Genomic DNA, 20,371 nt, shown 5'->3' on the forward strand with positions numbered 1-20,371 from the left:
AGCAGGATGGGAACTGGATCTCGATCATCTTATTTTTTTATCTGGATAGTTTACATAAGGATTTATTATTGGGTCTCGGCTATGAAAACATTCCCGACTCCCTCACCTTGCTGGAGTATGCCGAACGTTATGTGTATCCCGATGATGTAAAAGTGGTGCAGGAGCGTTATGAATTCGCTTTGTCCTCTAAAGAAGATACTTCCTATACCGACCGTTTTGAACTTCGGTTGAAAGCTGTTGATGGTAAAGTCTATTATTTTCTGATCAACAGTTGGTTGTTGCGTCCCGGAGTCATTAGAGGGCAGGGACAAAATATCACCGATTTAAAATCGGCACATCACCTGATTGAAGATACATCTGCTTCCTTAAAATCGGTAATTGAAAATACCGATGATTATATTTTCATTGCTAAATGTTCCGGTGAATTAGTGGCATTTAATACAAATTTCAGAACAATATTATCTGATTTCTATGGTATAAATATCGAAGTCGGTGAGAATATTCTTAAGGTCATTCCGGAAGTGTTATATAAACAATGGACACCCTTGCTCTTCGGAGCTTGTGAAGGAAATAAACAGATCAAGGAACTCGATATTCAGTTGAATAACGTTTGGTATCATATAGAAATTTCTGTAAATCCTATTTTTAAGAATGAAACAGTGAGTTCGGTTTCCTTTTTCATCAGAGATATCACGACGAAGTGGCGGATGAGCCGACTGGATGCCTTAGAAACATCGGTTTTTGAAAAAGCGTTTAAGAGTAAACAACTCAAAGACGTAGTGAGCACCTTACTGGAAGGAATTGAAATTCTTGTTCCCGAGATGAAATGTTATGTTACGCAGAAAAAAAAGGAGGTGATGGCTCTGGAATGGCTGAGTGCACCCGGTATTCCACCTTCGTATCTGAATGCTGTAAATGAAATAACCATAGATGACAAGCATGGCTCCTGTGGACTAGCAGCAGCTACTATGGAACCGGTACTCATCAATGATATTCGTGATCATGCTTGCTGGGATAGTTATCGGGATATCACACTTGTAAATGGATTTCAGGCCTGTTATTCTTTTCCGGTGATCAGCAGCGATGGAAAAGTGTTAGGGACCTTGGGAGCCTATTATTCCGACGTACATGAGATGACCGATTATGAAATGAGTCTGATGATTCGTTCCGTCAATATTGTCGGCATCCTCATGGAGAAAGACAATATGTTTCGCGAAATTCAGGGGCAAAGTAATCAGTTGCTGGAGATCAGTGCATCAGTTCCCGGTGTGATCTATATTGTGAAGATGGATAAATACGGAAATAGAAAATTCATGTATGTCAGTGATGGTGTGGAGAAGTACCTGAATATTTCTAAAGAGATGGCGATGGAATCCTATTCCAATATCGTTGCCTCTGTTTTGGAAGAAGATAAGGTGAAGTTCAGAAATGCATTGGAAGAGTCTATAGGTAATAAAACGATGATGGAAATTGAATTTCAATTATCGCCTGATGTGATTCCGGAGTTTCACTGTTTCTTTTTGCGTGCTGTCCATAGCTTTAAGGAAGATGGTGCTGTTATCACCTATGGTTCTGTTTTCGATATTACCCAGCAGAAAAAGGCTGAAGGAAGTATTCTCCAAAAGCAAATGGAACTCGAAGCCCTCATTAAATGTATTGATGATATCGTATTTGTTGTAGATAGTAAGGATGTATTTGTGGATGTATACTGTCGCGACGAAAGTTTTCTTTATACAGATAAGGAAGTATTTATTGGAAAGTGTGTGAGTGACATTATGCCCGCTGAAGTCATTTCATGTTTTTCAAAGTCACGATTGGAATTAAAAGACAGGGATCAATCTTCCGAATTTTTTTATGAGCTGGACGCACGTGGAAATAGAAATTATTTTAAAGCCCGATTGATCAAAGTGACCGATTCCGACCTGGTCCTGGTCAGCGTAAAGAATATCACCCAGGAGAAGGATTTACATTTTATGAATGAAAAACTGCGGACGATTCTCGATGAAGCCGGTACCTATGGCTCCTTTGGTTCATTTGAGTTAAATCCGAAGGAACAATCTTTATTTTGGTCGTATCATTTATATGATCTTCTTGGATTGACTGCTGAGAAAAAAGGTGGAGAGCTGTATACTTATTTCTTCTCGGCCATTCATCAGGAAGATATTTTAATTTTTCAGAGCAAGTTGAAGGAGGCACTTCAACACGGTAAGGGTTTTGAATTAGAGTTCCGCTTGCAACATCAGTATGGCCATTCTATCTGGATTCGCTGTATTGCGAAAGTGAATATTGATCCGCGATCAAATGAATTCGTGGTGCAGGGAATAATGATAGATGTAACGAAAAGTAAGCTGGATGAATTGGAATTTAAGAAGAGAGGGAGTCTTCTTGAAGCGATCTCACTTTTGTCGATGAAGATGGTATCTGATGATACACTGGATGCTTCCATTCAGATGTTGCTGAATACTCTTGGAGATTCATTTGAAGTCAGTCGAATTTATTTGTTCCGGAATGCCTGTGACAGAGATAGCGGAATTGTTTTGACGAGTCAGATTATGGAATGGACAGATGGGGTTATTGAAGCTCAGATTGACAATGAGGCGTTGAGCAATTTTGATTTAAAGGGTAATGGCTTCGAAAGGTGGATGGAAGAATTGTCAGCCGGAAGACCTTTGATGGGTAATGTGAGTGAATTTCCACCGGATGAAAAAGCAGTTTTGGCAGCTCAGGATATTAAATCAATTCTAGTAGTTCCCGTTTTTGTTGGGGAGGAATGGTGGGGATTTTTGGGTTTTGATGAATGCAGGAAGGAAAGAATTTGGTTGGATGAAGATGTTGTCTTGCTGAGTGCAGCAGCGAATCTGATTGGTACAGTGTTGGAAAAATTTAGTATCAATAAATCAGTTGTTAAAAAAGAAGCTCTTTATCATAGCGCTTTTGACACAATGACAGCCGGTATGTTGATTGTAAGTAGTGACGGTTTTGTTAAGAGTTGTAATGAATCCGCATGCATTTTATTGGAAATGGATCAGCAGGATGTTTTAAAGAGTACTGAGGTGGTGTTTGTTTCTTCAGAAAGGAGAATAATTCTCCCTGATGGTTCACAAGTAACCGGTAAAAATCACCCGGTTTTATCGGCTCTCAGGGAGAAAAATCCATTGCGTAATTTGATTATTGGTTTAGAGGAGAAAGAAAAGCCGGTGAAATGGTTAAACCTAAATTCTTCCATGGCGTTTGATAGCAGCCAGGATGATTCATCCGGTATGATGATCCTTTTTTCAGATATTACCAAATTAGTGGAAAAGGAGAAAATAGCCAAGGTTGAATCAGCTATGATGGCTTCTTCTCTTTCAACTTTAAACAAACAGGTGAAGAATGATTTGGCGCTTCTTTCCGGTCTTTTGCACCTCAAGGAGTTATTTGTTAACGATGAAAGTTGGAAGGCTTCATTTAAGGATGTTCAGGGCAGTCTTCGCTGTTTGACACTCCTTCATGAGTCCATTGATAAAGATGGAAAACAGATAGAAAGTAATTTCGGTGAATATATTGACGAAATTTGTAAGTATGTTTTTTCACTTTATCCGAAATCTGACAAAGCACTATCTTATTCAATTTCAGGGACCGATGTTATTATGACGCATGTTGAGCTTCTTTCGTGTGGAATGATTATAAATGAACTGGTGAATAATTCGGTGCGCTATGCATTTACCGATCGTAAAACTGGAGAAATACTTGTTTCTTATCAAATGAGGGGTGATTACATGGTTATTGAAGTGGCAGACGATGGAAGTGGTTTCCCTTCAGGATTTGAGAGAGAGAATTCACCATCCATGGGCTTTTCTCTTATGAGAAGCCTGGTCAATATGCTGAAAGGAGCGCTGACAATTGAAAATAAAAGTGGAGCAAGAGTTATTGTCACTTTTCCTAAAAGAAAAGTTTAGTTTACTTTAAGTCTGTATTTATGAGTTAATAGGGCTGGTTGTTTTAAGGAAGCCTCTTTAATCATAAGAACGGATTGTCTTTTCTATAAATTTTCATTCTGTTTTAGGTATAAAAAATCCGCCTGAAACATTCTTCAGGCGGAATGAAAATATGGGTATTGAAAGGTTATTTGATAGGGCAGCCGCTACAGGTGAAACACATGCTTTGTCCGGTCATGGTTTTAGTTTTGCAATTGAGGAGAGCAGTTGCTTTTCCGCCTACCTGTTGGTTCATTTCTGCGGCACTTAAGTTAGAGATAGTTGATTTGCTTAAACTGAGTTTGTTGATTGACTTTTTCATGATGTTAGTTTTTTATGTGTTTGTTTTTTATTTGTTATCATTGATTGACAAGTCAAAGATATGTCAGCTGCAACGGGATTGTATATAACTCTTCACAAACGGGCTTTTCAATTTGTAAATGGATGGGGTGGGTTTGTAAATGGCAATAATCTGGTCGCTCCTCTGGAGCTTTTGCATATCAAACAACCCTGTGTCTCCTTCAGTTTTAGAAGCTTTAACAAAGAACTTGAAACCCCTGATCGCGAAACCTCGCGATGCTATCCGTTTGACAAAAAACAGATTACCGAAAAATATTGATTGAGATTTCAGATTAATAGCGATTGCCTTCTTAAATGTAATTAGTTTTTTTCGTAATTTTATTGTGATGAAAAAAATCTTTTGCGCTTTGTTGTTGATGACTGCGGTTGTGGGGTGTGAGAAGGTTTTTGCACAATACAACGGCAATCATTGGTGTTTTGGAGATAGTGCTTATATAAATTGGAGTAATCCTTCTAACCCTGTTGTTGGGAACGCCGCCTACTATCGAAGAAACGGAAGTTCAACCATAGGAGATAGCACTGGATTACTACTTTATGCAGGATTAATTAATAATTGGGCACCAACGGATTGTTATGTCTGGAATAAGTATCATCAAAGAATTGGTGATTCGACCAACATCTACGGTGGCTTTTGGTACCATTCTAACCTATTCATCCCAAATCCTGGCAATGATTCCTTGATTTATTTGCTTACTATAGGTGTTACAAATGATCCATATGGCTTTTACTCATCTATTATCAATTATAAAGCGAATAATGATTCGGGTTTTGTGTTGCAAAAAAATTTTCAATGGAATAATTTTCCAGCATTCGATGGTTTAATGGGGGTGCGTCATGGTAATGGAAGGGATTGGTGGGTGGTTTTTCAAAGATATACAACAAGCTTATCCCCCTTTAATTCTTTTTATTTATTTCTGGTAAATGTACAAGGTATTTCAGGTCCATTTATTCAAAATATTGGCACTTTGCGAAAAACGGGAGGAGGTCAATTAATATTTAATAGCAACGGCTCACAGTTTGCCCAAGTTTCATGGTTAGGCATGATTGAACTTTACAATTTTGATCGATGTACAGGAACAATCACATCTACAATTCCGATAGAACAGGAACCGGCTACTTCACCCTATACCCATACAGTTACTACATGTGCCTATTCCAAGGATGATTCAAAACTTTATGTAATTGATTTATCACAGTCAAACTCAACCTACTATTTATTGCAATATGATTTATTAGCAACAAATATCGCAGCGAGCAAATTTGTTGTCGACACTTTTGTCATTCCAGTTGCCCCATGGACTATGAAATTAGCACCGGATGGTAAAATTTATATTGCTGCCGCCGATGGAAATTATTCTTGGCCTTATCCAGATACAAGCACAGCATTTACCACAGTAAATAATAACTTAAGTGTAATTAATTATCCCGATAGTCTAGGATCTGCTTGCGATTTCCAACCCTTCAGTTTTAACTTAGGAACGGGGCGTTCATACTTCGGCCTCCCCAACAATCCCGATTACGAGCTCGGCGCATGGGTAGGTTCGCCTTGTGATACGCTGAGTGTGGGGGTGGATGATAATGTACCGCAGCAGGAGGTGTTTTTTCAGGCATGGTACAATAGCGAATGGAATATGATTCACGTCAACGCCTCCAAACTCAAAGGCAGAACGGGGAGTTTGCGGTTATTTGATATGGAAGTGAAACCAAAGATGTTGCTTTCTATTTGAAAATATTTATATTACCGAAAATATTAAATGATTTTAGATGAATGAAGATTTTCGTCCTCGAAGGAATTTTTCTTTTTAACCACTAAGGCACTAAGAGCACTAAGGATCACGGAGGACTTTTCTTAACACAAGAATTCTAAATACTTCAAAACATTCATCAATTCAACAACCACTGTTGTCCGGTTAAAACAAAAGTCGGTTGTTCTGATAGTTGAACTATCTGATTTCCACTTGAGGGTTGTTGAATAGAAGAAAGTAAGCCCTTGTTAAAATCACGAATCTTCGAAAAGAAGTATTTGTTTGGCTTGATGATCTTTGTTTCGTCGCAGAGCTTTTTTCAGGAGAGGTTAAAAATTGCCATATATCGATATACGTGGCCAAATGCATTCGAATCATAGAGCTAAGATTAGAGAGTGACCATATTCTTTTTTTACTGATTTCTTGACTACTTTTATAAGTAAGTCAGCAATTAGAGAGCACCAGATTTGTATCCTTATTGCATTTTCAGAATCACCCAAAAAATACTTTAACTGATAATTTTGTTTTATGCTTTTAAAGGTAGTCTCTATTTGCCACCTTTTTTGTACAATCCAGCTATATTAGAAGGACTAAATCGCTCATGATTGGTAACAAATTCAAAATGTCGTTGCTTCTCTGTGTCCCAGAATAAAACTCTTCTTGCCAGAATTACTTCCGTACCTTTAAAAGTGCCTCGGCCTAATAAAATCTTTTGATCAGACAGGACACCTGCCTTTTCTGTTTTTCATTCACATTAAATTCTTCTAATACTTGATAAACCGAATCACTTCTCATTCTAGTCACCCACCATACCCCCTGTTCAGTCCATTTTTGCCATTGACGGTAGTTGAAATACCCTCTGTCAAAGACCAGTATTGAACCTTTTTCGGCTATTACTTTTGAAAGGAAAACACGATCATTTTCCTTGGCCGGGGTTAAGTAAACTATATCGGGTATGCCATGAATTGGATTCAACATTACATGGGCCTTAACACCTCCTTTGCGCTTCCCGTCTTTGGAAAAGCAACCGGCTCCACCCATCACGTCACTAAAGAGTTCAAACGTTGTAGAATCGATTAAAAGCAATCGGGAATCAATATCGTTGGATCTGCGGCTGTCCGGTAAACTGGATCTGGAATACATCTTCACTAAGTCATGGAATAACTGCTCGAAAAATTGAGCAGATCGCCGTTGATTGGCCTCTGACAGGGTACTCCTTTTGGGGTATGATTTGACCCCTAAATGTTTTAAGCGATGCTCCCAGGCCTGCATTCCGGTAACGACTTCTCTTATTGACGTACATCGTTGAAAAACACAGAACAACATGGACACCAAATGTTCATAGGTGCTAAAGCTTTTACATACCGATTTGTTTGATAATGGCTTGACAGCCGAGACACCATCTCTCTGGGAATTAACTTTAAAAGCTGCGTAAAGATCGGCTGTCCGGTGGCTTTGAGGAGGGATTGTTCTACGCCGGCTTTGAGGGTCATCATGCTCATGGAGCAGGAGCTGCAGGCGCCTTCGAGGCGGACACGGACAATCATATCTTCTGTGACTTCAACAAAACTGATGTTGCCATTGTCGGCTTCAAGGTAGGGTCTTAATTGTGCCAGCGTTTCTTCTATTCTGGAAATCAATTGGGGGTCTTTGTTCATCTTACGGTTTAACCGATTGTTTCCAATTTCTGAGTGGGATGCTGACTTGCATTTCTGATGGCAATTTGTTGTGCAACGTTACCGGCTACCGTTAGGAAAGCCAGCGCGGCAGGATGATCCTGATCCATGACCATGGGAATGCCATTGTCTCCGCCTTCACAAATGGATTGCACTAATGGTATCTCTCCCAGGAAGGGGATGTGTAATTCCTCCGCCAGTTTTTTGCAACCTCCTTTTCCAAAAATATAATATTTGTTTTCGGGTAATTCTTTCGGAGTAAAGTAAGACATGTTTTCAACGATACCGATAATCGGAACTTTGATGGAGTCCATGCCGAACATGGCAATTCCTTTCCGTGCATCTGCTAATGCTACATTTTGTGGTGTAGAAACAATGACAGCGCCCGTTACCGGTACCGTGGCTACCAATGTGAGATGGATATCGCTGGTGCCGGGAGGAAGGTCGATGAAGAGATAATCCAGCTCTCCCCAGTCGGCATCCATGAACAACTGGCGCAGCGCCTTGGAAGCCATCGGTCCTCTCCATACAATGGCTTGCGATGGATCCGTGAGAAAGCCAATGGAAAGCACTTTTACACCGAATTTTTCTACAGGAAGCATCAATTGTCTCCCGTCTTTTTCAGAGATAAAAAGTCGCTCATGCTCTACACCGAACATGATGGGCTGGGAGGGACCAAAAATATCCGCGTCGATCAATCCAACTTTTGCACCTGTCTGTGCCATAGCTACGGCCAGATTCGCCGCTACGGTGGATTTCCCGACGCCACCTTTTCCTGAAGCGACGGCTATGATATTTCTGACTCCGGGTAACTGTTCTTCACTCTCCGGACGTTTGGTGGTCACATTCGCCGTCATATTTACCGTCACCTCTGCATCTTTGTCTACAAAATGGATGATGGCGTTCCGGCAGGCGTTGGCGATTAACTCTTTCAACGGACAAGCAGGCGTGGTCAGCACCACGGTAAAACTGACTTTTTTACCATCCACTTCCACATCTTTAATCATGTTCACGGTCACCAGATCTTTTTTGAGACCCGGTTCTTCCACATTTCTTAGCGCATCTATTACTTGTTCCTTGGTAATCATTTTCGGTTTTTTACTGTAACAATTAAAGTAGAATCAGGATATGCAAATTTAGAAATAATACCCCGCCGAATACATGATTATTGAATTATAAAATGAATTTAGAGTTGATTATGCTTTTCCTGACTGCCTTACCGGGACACCTTAAATTATGTTTCCTGTGTACCTCATGACAACATTAGATCATCAGACCGAAGATAGACCATTCTTCTACAACAGCCCTGTAGGGGCGGTATCTCTGTAAGGAAAGATAGACTCTTATCCCACCAATGCCGCCACCCGACCTTAGGTCGGGTGGCGGCGGTTATATGGAGAGGCGGACTTTGTCAGTTACAGAGATACCGCCCCTACAGGGCTGTTGCCGAAAGATATGTTTGCTGAGAGCCGCCGTTTAGTTCGGCTGGAACCGGGTGAGCGTAGAGAAGCTGAAATGTACACTGAGTTCTGAGAGAATTACCACTACTACAAAGCTTGTACGACATAGATTCCGGGACATGCATAAAGCTATGACTAAACACAACCGGGACACACTGAGTCACCCATGAACTTTCAGTACAATGCTGTTTTTCTATTCATTGCAAAATCAATCTTTTTTTATGCGGAAGTCAGGAGAGTTGATTATGCTATATGATCAGGTTTTGAATTTCCCGGAGCACGATTCCTAAAAACGATCAACCCCTTATTATCAGGTGTAATAAGGGGTTGATGTATGGGAAGGAATACCGGATGGTATTTAGATCTTTCTTTTAACCAGGGAAGGAGAAGCCCATCTCACTAAGGCAAATCCACCGAAAAACATAAGATTGTAGAATAAGTCACCCATCACCGTTCCTTTGAAGAAGGGAATCGCTGCAATATAACAGTTCGCCAGACCTTGTGAAGTGTATCCGTAATAACCGGTGAGCCATGTTCCGAAATTAGTGAGGAAGAAAAATAACATCGATCCCAGTAAAGAGGCGACCATGATGGTTTGGCGCTGCTCTCTGCCACGGAGAAAGAATCCCAAAAAGGTGATGAGCACGATGCTTCCATAAACCCAGATCATCTCCGGATAGAAGCCGGTTCCGTTTTTGATTTCGAGGAGAATATCGCTTAAAAACATTGCCGTGATCGGGATGATGAAGGACAGTCGCTTGTCCATGAGATAGGTTCCTCCGAATAAAGCCATGGCGGCCAATGGAGTGAAGTTCATCGGGTGCGGGAGGAGACGGGAAAGTGCTCCGAGAAGTATAAATACTGAAATGAGTTTGATTCGTCCGTCGATTTGCATGGCTGATAATTTATGCTGCGAATATACCACTAACATTTTATTCGCTGAAAAGTTTTTGAATATTATGTCCCGAATGGCTGTGGAAAAGCTCCTCTGCTCGACGACAAACAACCATGTTTTGAAAGATATTCAAGTCGTCGTTAAACCTGTTCTTCCGGCATCTGCCATATTCTCCAGCTTTCTTCCGCCTGCCGGATGAGCATATCATATCCGTTGAGAGTGGCAGCACCATACATTTTTCCCTTTTTGAGAAACAGGGTTTCGGCGGGATTGTAGACGAGGTCAAAGAGCAAATGGTATTTGTCAATGCCTTCATAGGGAATGTCGGGACAGGTCTCCGTATCCGGATAAGTTCCTAAAGGGGTGGTGTTGATCAACAAAGGTGCATTTCGGATATCCAGATTGGTCAGAGCGGAATAGGGGAGTGCAGGCGATGAAGATGTATGCCTGGAGATGAACTGAAATTCTATTCCCAGTTCCGCTAACACATAGGCCACGGCTTTGGAGGCTCCTCCTGTTCCAAAAATCAAGGCGCGGCTATGACAGGCGCGTAAATGGGGTTTAAGACTTTCTCTGAATCCGGTAATATCTGTATTGTAGCCGATAAGCTTACCATTCTTTAGACACTTTACCGTATTGACGGCATTGACCTTCGCGGCATCTCCCAATACTTCATCCAGAAAAGGAATGATAGCTGATTTATAGGGAATGGTGACGTTGAATCCACTGAGCTGTTCGGCTGCAGCCAATGCGCGGATATCTTCAATAGCATCGGTTTCAATATTGATATAACTAAAACCGGAAAGGCCTTCCCTTTCAAATTTAGCGTTGAACCAGGCCTTCGAAAAGGAATGCCCGAGTTTTTTTCCTGCCAGGGCGTAAACCGGCATTATTTCTTCTTGAATTTTTGCTGAAGCACTCCAATGATCATCGGTAGCAAAGAGAGCAAAATGATCAGCAATACCACCGCTTCGAAATGTCCCTTTACCCATTCAATCTGTCCGAACAGATACCCGGAAATGGACATGGAGCTGATCCATAATATTCCTCCTGCAATATCATAGGGTAGGAATTTCGTCCGGTAACTCATCTGACCCAAACCCGCAACAAAGGGCGTGAAGGTTCTGACAATGGGAACAAAACCGGGCCATGATGATGGCCTTGGTGCCATGTTTCTCAAAAAACGCATGGGTATCATCAATGTATTTTTGTTTTACCAAACGTCGACCGCCGATTTTTAATTCCGTCGCCTTTAATCCAAAATATTTACCGATAAAGTAATTGGTATTGTCACCGAGGATAGCAGCAATGGTTAGAAGTCCGATGAGGAGAAAGAGGTTGAGTCCGTTTTCTTCGTTCGCGCAGAGGGCACCGGCAGCAAATAACAGCGAATCACCGGGGAGGAAGGGCATGACGACCAATCCGGTTTCAACAAAAATGATCAGGAATAATATTCCGTAAACGGCCACCCCATATTCCTGGACCATGGTCGCCAGGTGTTCATTGATATGAAGGATAAAGTCAAGAAATTGATGAAGCATAAAATTAATACGTCTCGAGGCTAGGGTCTATTTCTTTTGCGTAAGCAATGATTCCCCCTTTTAAGTTATAGAGATTTTCGAAGTTAAAACGTTTTTCCAATTCGTTGATGGCTGCGGAACTACGGGCTCCACTGCGGCAATGAACGATGACGGGAATGTCTTTGCGGATTTTATCCACTTCTGCCAGAAGGTTCCCCAATGGAATGAGTTCACCTTCCAGGTTGCAGATATCATATTCATGCGGTTCCCGAACATCAATGATTTGAAAAGGTGTTCCGTTGTCTTTCCATTCACGGAGTTCAGAGACAGTTTTTTCTTTCATGAGGAAGTTACAGTAGTTTGTTTTTCAGTCACCATTTGTTGATCGGAGAGCGGGTTGTACAGGGATTTATCAAGATACTGAAAGAAAGTATCACTGCGTAACCCTAGACGTAGCGATTCCAGTGCAATCACTTCATGGGGTGCAATATTACCCAGATTGACATCCGCTCCAAAATGTTTGATGAAATAAACCTGCTGCGACTTTTGCGGGGTCTCCCAGATGATTCTATCTACAGGAACCTTAGCAGCGATTTTATTGATTAACACCACATGTGCCTTACCGTTAGGTCGGTAAATACCTACGGTGCCACTCTCGCGTGCTTCAGCAATGACTTTCCAGGCACCCGCCTGCAATTCGGTATTCATCATCTCAATCCACTTATTAGGGCGGATGAGGATGCCTTCTTCTTTGGAACCGACTTCACTGATTACCGTGAGTCTTTTGCTGAGGCGATGGATATAATGGCATTTCTCCTGATGAGGCATGGTGATGGATCCATCGGAAACTTCAGCATACTCCATTTTAAATTTATCAACGATTCTTAAATATTCATCAAACTGACCTCTGATGATAAACGCTTCTAAAAGAGTACCGCCAAAATAAACCGGAATACCCACTTCTCTGAAGAAAGCCAGTTTACGATCAAGAAGAGGAGTGATGAGCGAACTGCCAAAGCCTAATTTCACAATATCAATATACTCCCCCGAAGCATCGATCATGTCTTCACACTCCCGAATGCTTAATCCTTTATCCATTACCATCGTTAACCCGGACTTCCTTGGCTTTTCAGCCCGTACAGGTATGTGTGAAAGGTCAAAGTTTTTTGTCATGATCGTCCTCCTTTATTAAGAATAATTGATTTGATTCTATCGTCTGCTTCCAGTGAAGGAATCAGGTCGTATATAATAGCATGTCCTTCCGGAAATGTGTCGAGGGTTTCTGCTAAACGTTCGTAGGCTTCCTGCTTATACCCTGAAAGATAGAGGTAGCAAACCTGTCTGTATTTAATTTCCGCATTATCCGGATGATAAAACATAGCAGTATTGATCAGTTCGGATGCTTCGAAGGGCCTGTTCAATTCTGAAAGTAATTCGGAATAGGCGATCCAGCCCTCTTCATTTTCCGGATCGTAATCGATTACCTTTTTATAACATTCTTCTGCTTCTTCGAAATTATTTAAACGGTATTCGCAGTCGCCCAACGCCAGCCAGTACTCCCCATTCTGATCATCCAGCTCAATAGCTTTTTTGATATAATGAATGGCTTCGTACCATCTGTCTTCTTCTTCATAGGTAACGCCGATACCATACCAGGCCTGCGACATCTCCGGACTCAGCTTAACGGCCTTCTTGTAATGTACTCTGGCCGTTTCCATATCCTGGAGATTTTCATGGCATTCTCCGATATTATAATAGGTGAAAGCATCCGGTTTACAATATTCGAATGCGAGTTTATAACGGTCGATGGCTTCCTGAAAACGCTCCAGCATCGCGAGGGCTTGTGCCATGTCCAGATGGGCCGGTGCAAAATCTTCCTTAATCAGTAGACAGTAGTCATAAGCCACTAATGCCTGTTCAAACTGACTTTGTTTTCCATAGAGGTCAGCCAGATAATACCAGAGCATATAACCATAGGGATGTTCGTCAATGAGTCGCTTGTAAAATTCAATCCCCTCACTCAACCGGTGACTGAATTCAAGACTGACAATCATCTCTTCCATTGCTACTTCATTGGAAGGATTCGCCAGCAGACAGAGTTTATAATAGTCCACAGCTTTGGAATACTCCGCCATATTCTGATACGTAATAGCGAGACTCAGGTAAATATCGTCCTTCTGATCATCGGCCATTTCGAGTGCCTTCCGGTAGCTGGCAATAGCACGATTGTATTTTTCAAGTGTATTATAGATATTACCACGGATCAAATGCACTTCCACATCAAAAGGATTGACGTGTTCAATTTTCTCCAATAGTTGCAAAGCTTTCTGTTCCTGACCCATCAAGGCATACAATTGCGCCTCCTTCAACGTGAAATTCACGGAATGCGGGTGAAGCGTATGGGCATACTTCGTCACCTCAAGCGACTTCTCATACTCAAATCTATCTATAAAGTGATCAATAATTTTTACGAGAGCGTCCACATCAAAAAAGTACTTCTCTTGCCGTTCGCGCATCTCCTCATATTTCTCAACGGATTTCTGAATTAATTCAGAGTTCTCATCCTGTTGTTCCATGTCGTCATCATCTTCCTCCATAGCCTGTATATTATTACAAAGGTAGGGCTTTTATAGAGTATATAAAGATTTATAGGACCGGTTTTTAACATTCCCTTAAATTATATGTTATTAACTTTGTGCTTTCCATTCCCCTTTTATTCGACCCCCACACAGCTCCACATGGATAGCAATCAAATAAAAACAATAGTCGTTGCAGGCGCTAGTGGATTGATTGGCAGTGCTTTAATGGAGTTATTGATCAAAGATGTCAGCGTGAGCAGGTTAATTGTTTTGACCCGTCGGCCTTTGAATTTTGAGCATCCCAAAGTAAAGTCCATTCTGGTGGATTTCAAGAAACTGCAAACTATAAGTGAAAGCGTCAAAAATGCCGATATCCTCTATTGTTGTATTGGAACAACCATTAAATCAGCAGGATCAAAGGAAGCTTTTCGGGCCGTTGACTATGAAATACCGCTTCATCTGGCCGAATTGGCTGCAAAAGCAGGCATTTCAAAGTTCATCGCGATTTCATCCCTGGGAGCAGATCCGGAAAGCAAAAATTTTTATTTGAAAACCAAGGGCGAGATGGAGCGTGATATTGACAGTAAATTCCAGTTTAGAAAACTGGCCTTTGTCCGGCCCTCCATGTTGCTGGGCCCCCGAAAAGAATTCAGGCTGGGGGAGAGAATTGGTCAGTTCTTTATGGTGATTTTTTCCTTTTTAATGGTCGGTCGTTTCAGCCGTTTTAAACCCATCCATGATTTCACGGTGGCCAAGTCCATGATCAGCATTTCCAATTCACTCAATAATCAAAAAATTTACGATTCTTCCGAATTGCAATGGCTCGGGAGGTAATGTTGCTCGCTTCCGGCTTCCGGCTTCCGGCTTCCGGCTTCCGGCTACCGGCTTCCGGCTACGGGCTACCGGCTACCGGCTACGGGCTTCCGGCTTCCGGCTTTTTGCTTTTTGCTTTTTGGCTGCTTGCTAAGTAGTAAATCATAATGGGGAATAAATAATTACACTCATTTTCTCACCATCTTCACATCTACACATCTTCAAATCTTCAAACCTGTCTCCCGCTAGGGAGATTAACCCATTTTCAAATTATTTATATTTCTAATGAACTGACGTTCATTATTTAACAAATAAATAACTGTCATTAACCCTTTGATAACCTTATTGGCTGTAACAATTCATAACCTTCGTGCATCTCATACTTGAAAATCGACGAATTGGAGGAAATTCCCGATAAGTTAAGTCAGAATGAAAATTTTAATATTGATAATCAATAAAATATAAATTTAAAGGTACTATGTATTGCAAAGTACTATTTCAAAGATATATCTTTGCAGAGTCATTTAAAAATAAGACGCCATGAAAACTACACTGATCCCCAACGCAGTTCTATTATTGACTGCATTTGCCTTTACCACCATTCAGTTGAATGCTGCTGTTGTAGCAAAAGGAACCATGGTGGAAACAGTGAAATATGAAAACACCCGTATTCCATCCATCACATTAAAGGAAGTGGAAGTTTCGTCCAGTCCGGTTTCAACCGGGATTTTTGAAGCCGTTAATTACAATGGTGAACTTATACCTTCCATTCAATTAAGTGAGGTATCTATCAATGCATCAGGAAATTATAATATAAATGATATTCCTGAAAGTATGGTTATTAAGCCAGCTACAAAGGGGCAAAGAGTGCAGGTGGTCAATTATAAAGGCGAGTTTATTCCTTCTTTCCAGCTTGGTGAAGTGAATATAGTAGGTGATAAAATCAATAATACAGCCGTTTTGCAAACAGAACCGGCACCTGCAAACACAAAAGGCATATTCAATGTCAGTGCCCGTCAGACATTTGATGTACTCATCAATTTTGTTGTTGAAAAAGGCGGCCGTATTGTCAGACATTTCTTCCCGGTATTCGATACTAAGTAGTTTGAATTCATATGGTTATTTCAAAAGATCGTTCCCCGGAGCGATCTTTTTTTTTGAACATTCAAATAAACCTGTGCTTTTATCTGTTTACCTTCGAGGATGTCCATTCTTCGTTTCCTATTCGCGTTCTTAATACTGTTTCTCAGTTCAACGGAGAAGAGTTCATCTCAACTCTCCAGGATAAATCAAACATCGGATACAGTACTCGTCCTGAACTTCTGGGCCACGTGGTGTGTGCCATGTATTGAAGAATTACCTGACTTTATTAAATTGGAAAAAGATCTTGCTAATCAACCTATTAAATTCGTTTACTTAAGCCTTGACTTTAAGAAAAATCTTACCGGTAAGCTTCAGCCTTTTCTTAAGAAAAATGAAATTACGTCTGAAGTTTTACTACTGGACGAACCCGATTACAATAGCTGGATTAATAAGATCAGTGTTGATTGGCAAGGTGCTATTCCGGCCACTGTTGTCATCGACAGAAAAAATAAATCACAAACCTTCCATGAAGGTAGTCTAAACTATAACGAGTTAAAAACAATCATCCAAAAGTATATACCATGAAAAAATTCTCAATTTATGCCTTGCTGAGCCTGCTTGTAATCGCTACCTCCTCCTTTATTCTAAACACCACTGATGCGGGATATAAAGTGGGAGATGTTGCCGGCGATTTCAAACTCACCAATATTGATGGAAAGAAAGTGTCCCTCAAAGATTATCCCGAAGCAAAGGGAGTGATTCTCGTCTTTACCTGCAATCATTGTCCGTTTTCCATTGCTTACGAAGACAGGATCATCGGACTCCATAACAAATATGCATCAAAAGGGTATCCGGTGGTAGCCATCAATTCCAACGATGCGATAGCTTATCCGGATGATTCATTTGAGAATATGGTTGTAAGAGCAAAGGATAAAGCATTTCCTTTCCGTTATCTCCATGATGAATCACAGGAAATCGCCCGTAATTATGGTGCCACCCGCACTCCTCATGTCTATGTCTTAAATAAAGAAAAGGAGAACTGGGTCGTTCGCTATATTGGAGCAATTGATGATAATACGGATAGTCCGGCAGAGGTTACAAAAAAGTATGTTGAAACTGCTGTCAATGAATTGCTGGAAGGGAAGCCGGTCAGTACTTCATTTACAAAGGCGATCGGATGTTCGATCAAATGGAAAAAAATATTGTTTGCCAATGAGGGGGTTATAGATTAATGATTAGTACTTCCTCATTAATTCACTCTGTTCTTAGCAATTTTGCAGCCCGGATAAACTGCTTTGTTCATTGCCGGGTAAATTCTGAATTGCCTTAGGCATTATGCAAAACAAGAACAACGACGTTTCTAAACTGGATCCCCATGATTTTATAATAATTAAAGGGGCGTCCATGCATAACCTCAAGAGGCTGGATGTGGCCATACCGCGGAATAAATTTGTGGTAATTACAGGATTAAGCGGTTCCGGAAAATCTTCCCTGGCCTTTGATACGCTTTATGCCGAGGGTCAGCGGAGATATGTGGAGAGCCTTTCTTCCTATGCGCGGCAATTTATTGGAAGGATGGACAAGCCGGAGGTGGATTATATCCTGGGCATTTCTCCTGCCGTCGCTATTCAGCAGAAAGTGAATTCCCGAAATCCGCGCTCAACCGTCGGAACAGGAACTGAAATTTATGATTACCTGAAATTGTTATTTGCCAGGGTAGGGAAGACCTTCTCTCCGGTTTCCGGTCAGATGGTCAAGAAACAATCGGTATCGGATGTGGTCGATTTCATCACCGACTTCAAGCAAGGACGCTTCTTAATCGCCTGCCCATTGATGCATAATCCATCCAGAGCGATTGCCGAAGATTTGAATATTTTGCTTCAGAAGGGTTTTAACCGGTTGCTGGTGGATGGCGAAGTGAAGGAAATTGAAGAGGTATTGAAGGAGCCGGTGGAGGTTAAAAAGGAAGCGAAAGCAGCCAAAAAAACGGTTGCTAAGAAATCCGCTTCAAAGAAGAAGGTGACCGAAGTAATCCTTCCGGTGGTTCAGCCGGTGATCTATCCGGGCTATCATTTGCTGATTGATAGAATTGGTTTTTCTGAAATGCCGGATGAAGAATTAATAGCCCGTATCGCCGATTCTGTTCAGACGGCTTTCAATGAGGGCGTCGGAACCTGTTGTATTTTTAAAGTAGATAGCGAGCAAAGCCGGACCTTGCATACCTTTTCCAACCGGTTTGAACTGGATGGGATCTCGTTTGAGGAGCCTTCCGTACATCTCTTTAGTTTCAATAATCCTTACGGCGCTTGCCGGAATTGTGAGGGATTCGGGTCCATCATCGGTATTGATGATGATCTCGTTATTCCGGATAAAAGTTTGTCGATTTATGAGGGTGCCATCGTTTGCTGGAAGGGGGAGAAGATGAAAGAATGGAATGATACGCTCGTGATGAATGCCTATAAATTCGATTTTCCGGTGCATAAACCATTTTTTGAGTTGAGTGATTTTCACAAAGAGCTCGTCTGGACCGGTAATAAATATTTCAAAGGACTCAATCAGTTTTTCAAATACCTCGAAGAGCAAACCTATAAAATTCAGTATCGGGTGATGTTGTCCCGGTACAGAGGAAAAACCGTATGTCCGGAATGTAAGGGAACCCGCTTGCGTCTGGATGCGAATTACGTGAGAGTAGCAGGGAAGTCGATGTCGGAGATCGTGCTGATGCCGGTGAAGGACGTCCTTTCTTTTTTCAATACCATTCAGCTCGACGAGAATGACGCGCAAATTGGCAAACGTTTATTTACAGAGATTCTCAGCCGGCTTCAGTTTTTAGATGATGTCGGTTTAGGCTATTTAACCTTGAACCGATTATCGAATTCCCTTTCCGGCGGTGAGTCACAGCGCATCAATCTGGCCACCTCCCTCGGCAGCACGCTGGTCGGCTCCATGTATATTCTGGATGAACCTTCTATCGGTCTCCATCCCCGCGATACACAACGCCTCATTAAAGTATTGAAGTCGCTCAGGGAAGTGGGCAATACCTTGATTGTTGTGGAACACGATGAAGAAATAATGCGTGCTTCCGATCAGCTCATCGACATTGGTCCGATGGCGGGTATGCATGGGGGTGAGTTGGTTTTCCAGGGGACCTGCGCGGAGCTTGAGAAGGATAAAGAAAGTCTGACCGGTCGCTACCTGAGCGGCAAGGAAACGATTCCAGTTCCCAAACAGCGACGGATCTGGAAGAAATACATCGAAGTAAAGGGCGCTCGTGAGAACAACCTGAAACATGTCAACGTGAAATTCCCGATGGGCGTGATGACGGTAATTACCGGAGTGAGCGGATCAGGTAAAACATCCCTGGTGAAGAAAATTCTCTATCCGGCTTTGAAGAAAATTCTCGGCGGCTATGGAGAAGCAACAGGTAATTACGATCGCCTGGATGGGAATTACCATGATATCACAGCAGCCGAAATGATCGATCAGAATCCGATCGGTAAATCATCAAGGTCTAACCCAATCACTTATATCAAAGCCTTTGATGAGATCCGTAATTTATTTTCCGATTTACCTTTGGCGCGTCAGCGTTCATTTAAGCCTTCGCATTTTTCATTCAATGTCGAGGGTGGCCGATGTGATATGTGCCAGGGAGAAGGGGTGATTACGGTGGAGATGCAGTTCATGGCAGATATTTATTTGAAGTGCGAGTATTGTAAGGGAAAACGTTTTAAAGAAGAAGTGCTCGCCGTAGAATATCGTGGCTATACTGTTTTTGATATTCTTGATATGACGGTAGATGAGGCGCTGGAGTTCTTTTCAGAAGGTTCCGGTCCGGCGAAGTACAAAAGTCTTCATCAAAAAATAACCGCGAAAATTCAACCGCTGGCAGATGTTGGTCTGGGCTATATCCGCCTGGGACAAAGCAGCAGCACATTGAGTGGTGGAGAAGCACAGCGCATTAAGTTGGCCAGCTTTCTGGGCAAGGGTAATTATGCGACCAATACTCTTTTCGTTTTCGATGAACCCACCACCGGACTTCATTTCCATGATATCAGCAAGCTATTGAAGGCATTCGATGCATTGGTGAAAAATGGGAATACCCTCATCATCATCGAGCATAATCTCGAGATTATTAAATGCGCCGACTGGCTGATTGATATTGGTCCGGAAGGAGGGTCGGAGGGAGGCCATATTGTTTTTGAAGGGCTGCCCGAAGATTTGGTGAAGGTGAAGAAATCACATACCGCGAAGTTTTTGAAGGGGAAGATCTGACCCGTATTAACG

19 protein-coding genes and 1 pseudogene are annotated in these 20,371 nt (G+C 41.8%); 9 read left to right on the plus strand and 11 right to left on the minus strand.

Annotated elements, in window-relative coordinates; genetic code table 11:
- Positions 1 to 68 precede the first annotated feature (68 nt).
- On the plus strand, positions 69 to 3,938 hold the full coding sequence (locus IPJ86_07385; GenBank protein MBK7887113.1) for a PAS domain-containing protein: 3,870 nt from the start codon (positions 69 to 71) through the stop codon (positions 3,936 to 3,938).
- 166 nt (positions 3,939 to 4,104) lie between these two features.
- Here the strand turns inward: IPJ86_07385 and IPJ86_07390 are convergent, their stop codons facing one another.
- Positions 4,105 to 4,278, minus strand: coding sequence for a class I lanthipeptide (locus IPJ86_07390; GenBank protein MBK7887114.1), 174 nt, complete (start codon positions 4,276 to 4,278; stop codon positions 4,105 to 4,107).
- 60 nt (positions 4,279 to 4,338) lie between these two features.
- On the opposite strand from IPJ86_07390, the gene IPJ86_07395 reads away from it, so the two are divergent.
- Positions 4,339 to 4,575: a hypothetical protein gene (locus IPJ86_07395; protein ID MBK7887115.1), complete on the plus strand. Its 237-nt coding sequence runs from the start codon at positions 4,339 to 4,341 to the stop codon at positions 4,573 to 4,575.
- A 67-nt stretch (positions 4,576 to 4,642) separates the two neighbouring features.
- The gene (locus tag IPJ86_07400; protein MBK7887116.1) at positions 4,643 to 6,043 is read left to right on the plus strand and encodes a hypothetical protein; all 1,401 of its coding nucleotides are present in this window, start codon (positions 4,643 to 4,645) and stop codon (positions 6,041 to 6,043) included.
- A gap of 392 nt (positions 6,044 to 6,435) precedes the next feature.
- On the opposite strand, the gene IPJ86_07405 is transcribed toward IPJ86_07400, so the two are convergent.
- The 10 genes and pseudogenes from IPJ86_07405 to IPJ86_07450 all read right to left on the minus strand — a co-directional run bounded on the left by IPJ86_07405 (position 6,436) and on the right by IPJ86_07450 (position 14,209).
- Positions 6,436 to 6,633: a transposase gene (locus IPJ86_07405; GenBank protein MBK7887117.1), complete on the minus strand. Its 198-nt coding sequence runs from the start codon at positions 6,631 to 6,633 to the stop codon at positions 6,436 to 6,438.
- Between the two features lie 127 nt (positions 6,634 to 6,760).
- Positions 6,761 to 7,387 carry an IS4 family transposase gene (locus tag IPJ86_07410; protein MBK7887118.1) on the minus strand — a complete coding sequence of 209 codons (627 nt, stop codon included), beginning with the start codon at positions 7,385 to 7,387 and terminating at the stop codon, positions 6,761 to 6,763.
- Entirely contained in the window at positions 7,351 to 7,719 is a 369-nt protein-coding gene (locus IPJ86_07415; protein ID MBK7887119.1) for a NifU family protein, read from the minus strand. The genes IPJ86_07410 and IPJ86_07415 overlap by 37 nt, the downstream gene beginning before the upstream one ends.
- Before the next feature lie 8 nt (positions 7,720 to 7,727).
- Entirely contained in the window at positions 7,728 to 8,825 is a 1,098-nt protein-coding gene (locus tag IPJ86_07420; protein ID MBK7887120.1) for an Mrp/NBP35 family ATP-binding protein, read from the minus strand.
- Positions 8,826 to 9,555: 730 nt separating this feature from the next.
- Complete coding sequence (locus tag IPJ86_07425; GenBank protein ID MBK7887121.1) at positions 9,556 to 10,128, minus strand: hypothetical protein; 573 nt, start codon at positions 10,126 to 10,128, stop codon at positions 9,556 to 9,558.
- A 104-nt stretch (positions 10,129 to 10,232) separates the two neighbouring features.
- Positions 10,233 to 10,982: a shikimate dehydrogenase gene (locus IPJ86_07430; protein MBK7887122.1), complete on the minus strand. Its 750-nt coding sequence runs from the start codon at positions 10,980 to 10,982 to the stop codon at positions 10,233 to 10,235.
- A pseudogene (locus tag IPJ86_07435) lies at positions 10,982 to 11,633 on the minus strand (DedA family protein). The gene IPJ86_07430 and the pseudogene IPJ86_07435 overlap by 1 nt, the downstream one beginning before the upstream one ends.
- A 4-nt stretch (positions 11,634 to 11,637) precedes the next feature.
- Entirely contained in the window at positions 11,638 to 11,955 is a 318-nt protein-coding gene (locus IPJ86_07440) for a rhodanese-like domain-containing protein (protein MBK7887123.1), read from the minus strand.
- Positions 11,952 to 12,785 carry a phosphosulfolactate synthase gene (locus tag IPJ86_07445; protein MBK7887124.1) on the minus strand — a complete coding sequence of 278 codons (834 nt, stop codon included), beginning with the start codon at positions 12,783 to 12,785 and terminating at the stop codon, positions 11,952 to 11,954. The genes IPJ86_07440 and IPJ86_07445 overlap by 4 nt, the downstream gene beginning before the upstream one ends.
- A complete protein-coding gene (locus IPJ86_07450) occupies positions 12,782 to 14,209 on the minus strand; it encodes a tetratricopeptide repeat protein (GenBank protein MBK7887125.1) in 1,428 nt (475 codons plus the stop codon). The genes IPJ86_07445 and IPJ86_07450 overlap by 4 nt, the downstream gene beginning before the upstream one ends.
- Positions 14,210 to 14,350: 141 nt before the next feature.
- Between IPJ86_07450 and IPJ86_07455 the strand changes: the two genes are divergently transcribed.
- The 6 genes from IPJ86_07455 (at position 14,351) to uvrA (ending at position 20,359) form a co-directional block, all read left to right on the plus strand.
- A complete protein-coding gene (locus IPJ86_07455; protein MBK7887126.1) occupies positions 14,351 to 15,025 on the plus strand; it encodes an NAD(P)H-binding protein in 675 nt (224 codons plus the stop codon).
- Positions 15,010 to 15,162, plus strand: coding sequence for a hypothetical protein (locus IPJ86_07460; GenBank protein MBK7887127.1), 153 nt, complete (start codon positions 15,010 to 15,012; stop codon positions 15,160 to 15,162). Before IPJ86_07455 ends, IPJ86_07460 begins: the two co-directional genes overlap by 16 nt.
- A 382-nt stretch (positions 15,163 to 15,544) precedes the next feature.
- On the plus strand, positions 15,545 to 16,108 hold the full coding sequence (locus IPJ86_07465; protein MBK7887128.1) for a hypothetical protein: 564 nt from the start codon (positions 15,545 to 15,547) through the stop codon (positions 16,106 to 16,108).
- Positions 16,109 to 16,207: 99 nt separating this feature from the next.
- Positions 16,208 to 16,672 carry a TlpA family protein disulfide reductase gene (locus IPJ86_07470; protein MBK7887129.1) on the plus strand — a complete coding sequence of 155 codons (465 nt, stop codon included), beginning with the start codon at positions 16,208 to 16,210 and terminating at the stop codon, positions 16,670 to 16,672.
- Positions 16,669 to 17,319: a thioredoxin family protein gene (locus IPJ86_07475; GenBank protein ID MBK7887130.1), complete on the plus strand. Its 651-nt coding sequence runs from the start codon at positions 16,669 to 16,671 to the stop codon at positions 17,317 to 17,319. The genes IPJ86_07470 and IPJ86_07475 overlap by 4 nt, the downstream gene beginning before the upstream one ends.
- A gap of 103 nt (positions 17,320 to 17,422) precedes the next feature.
- Positions 17,423 to 20,359, plus strand: coding sequence for an excinuclease ABC subunit UvrA (gene uvrA, locus IPJ86_07480; protein ID MBK7887131.1), 2,937 nt, complete (start codon positions 17,423 to 17,425; stop codon positions 20,357 to 20,359).
- Positions 20,360 to 20,371: the final 12 nt, after the last annotated feature.

The organism is Bacteroidota bacterium (assembly GCA_016713925.1).
Lineage (GTDB): Bacteria > Bacteroidota > Bacteroidia > AKYH767-A > OLB10 > JAJTFW01.

What these genes read in the sequence shown, in the direction of transcription:
- IPJ86_07390 (MBK7887114.1), bottom strand. Translation starts at nt 4,278, where the DNA reads ATGAAAAAGTCAATCAACAAACTCAGTTTAAGCAAATCAACTATCTCT.
- IPJ86_07395 (MBK7887115.1), top strand. Translation starts at nt 4,339, where the DNA reads ATGTCAGCTGCAACGGGATTGTATATAACTCTTCACAAACGGGCTTTT.
- IPJ86_07400 (MBK7887116.1), top strand. Translation starts at nt 4,643, where the DNA reads ATGAAAAAAATCTTTTGCGCTTTGTTGTTGATGACTGCGGTTGTGGGG.
- IPJ86_07410 (MBK7887118.1), bottom strand. Translation starts at nt 7,387, where the DNA reads ATGTTGTTCTGTGTTTTTCAACGATGTACGTCAATAAGAGAAGTCGTT.
- IPJ86_07415 (MBK7887119.1), bottom strand. Translation starts at nt 7,719, where the DNA reads ATGAACAAAGACCCCCAATTGATTTCCAGAATAGAAGAAACGCTGGCA.
- IPJ86_07420 (MBK7887120.1), bottom strand. Translation starts at nt 8,825, where the DNA reads ATGATTACCAAGGAACAAGTAATAGATGCGCTAAGAAATGTGGAAGAA.
- IPJ86_07425 (MBK7887121.1), bottom strand. Translation starts at nt 10,128, where the DNA reads ATGTTAGTGGTATATTCGCAGCATAAATTATCAGCCATGCAAATCGAC.
- IPJ86_07430 (MBK7887122.1), bottom strand. Translation starts at nt 10,982, where the DNA reads ATGCCGGTTTACGCCCTGGCAGGAAAAAAACTCGGGCATTCCTTTTCG.
- IPJ86_07440 (MBK7887123.1), bottom strand. Translation starts at nt 11,955, where the DNA reads ATGAAAGAAAAAACTGTCTCTGAACTCCGTGAATGGAAAGACAACGGA.
- IPJ86_07445 (MBK7887124.1), bottom strand. Translation starts at nt 12,785, where the DNA reads ATGACAAAAAACTTTGACCTTTCACACATACCTGTACGGGCTGAAAAG.
- IPJ86_07450 (MBK7887125.1), bottom strand. Translation starts at nt 14,209, where the DNA reads ATGGAGGAAGATGATGACGACATGGAACAACAGGATGAGAACTCTGAA.
- IPJ86_07455 (MBK7887126.1), top strand. Translation starts at nt 14,351, where the DNA reads ATGGATAGCAATCAAATAAAAACAATAGTCGTTGCAGGCGCTAGTGGA.
- IPJ86_07460 (MBK7887127.1), top strand. Translation starts at nt 15,010, where the DNA reads ATGGCTCGGGAGGTAATGTTGCTCGCTTCCGGCTTCCGGCTTCCGGCT.
- IPJ86_07465 (MBK7887128.1), top strand. Translation starts at nt 15,545, where the DNA reads ATGAAAACTACACTGATCCCCAACGCAGTTCTATTATTGACTGCATTT.
- IPJ86_07470 (MBK7887129.1), top strand. Translation starts at nt 16,208, where the DNA reads ATGTCCATTCTTCGTTTCCTATTCGCGTTCTTAATACTGTTTCTCAGT.
- IPJ86_07475 (MBK7887130.1), top strand. Translation starts at nt 16,669, where the DNA reads ATGAAAAAATTCTCAATTTATGCCTTGCTGAGCCTGCTTGTAATCGCT.
- uvrA (MBK7887131.1), top strand. Translation starts at nt 17,423, where the DNA reads ATGCAAAACAAGAACAACGACGTTTCTAAACTGGATCCCCATGATTTT.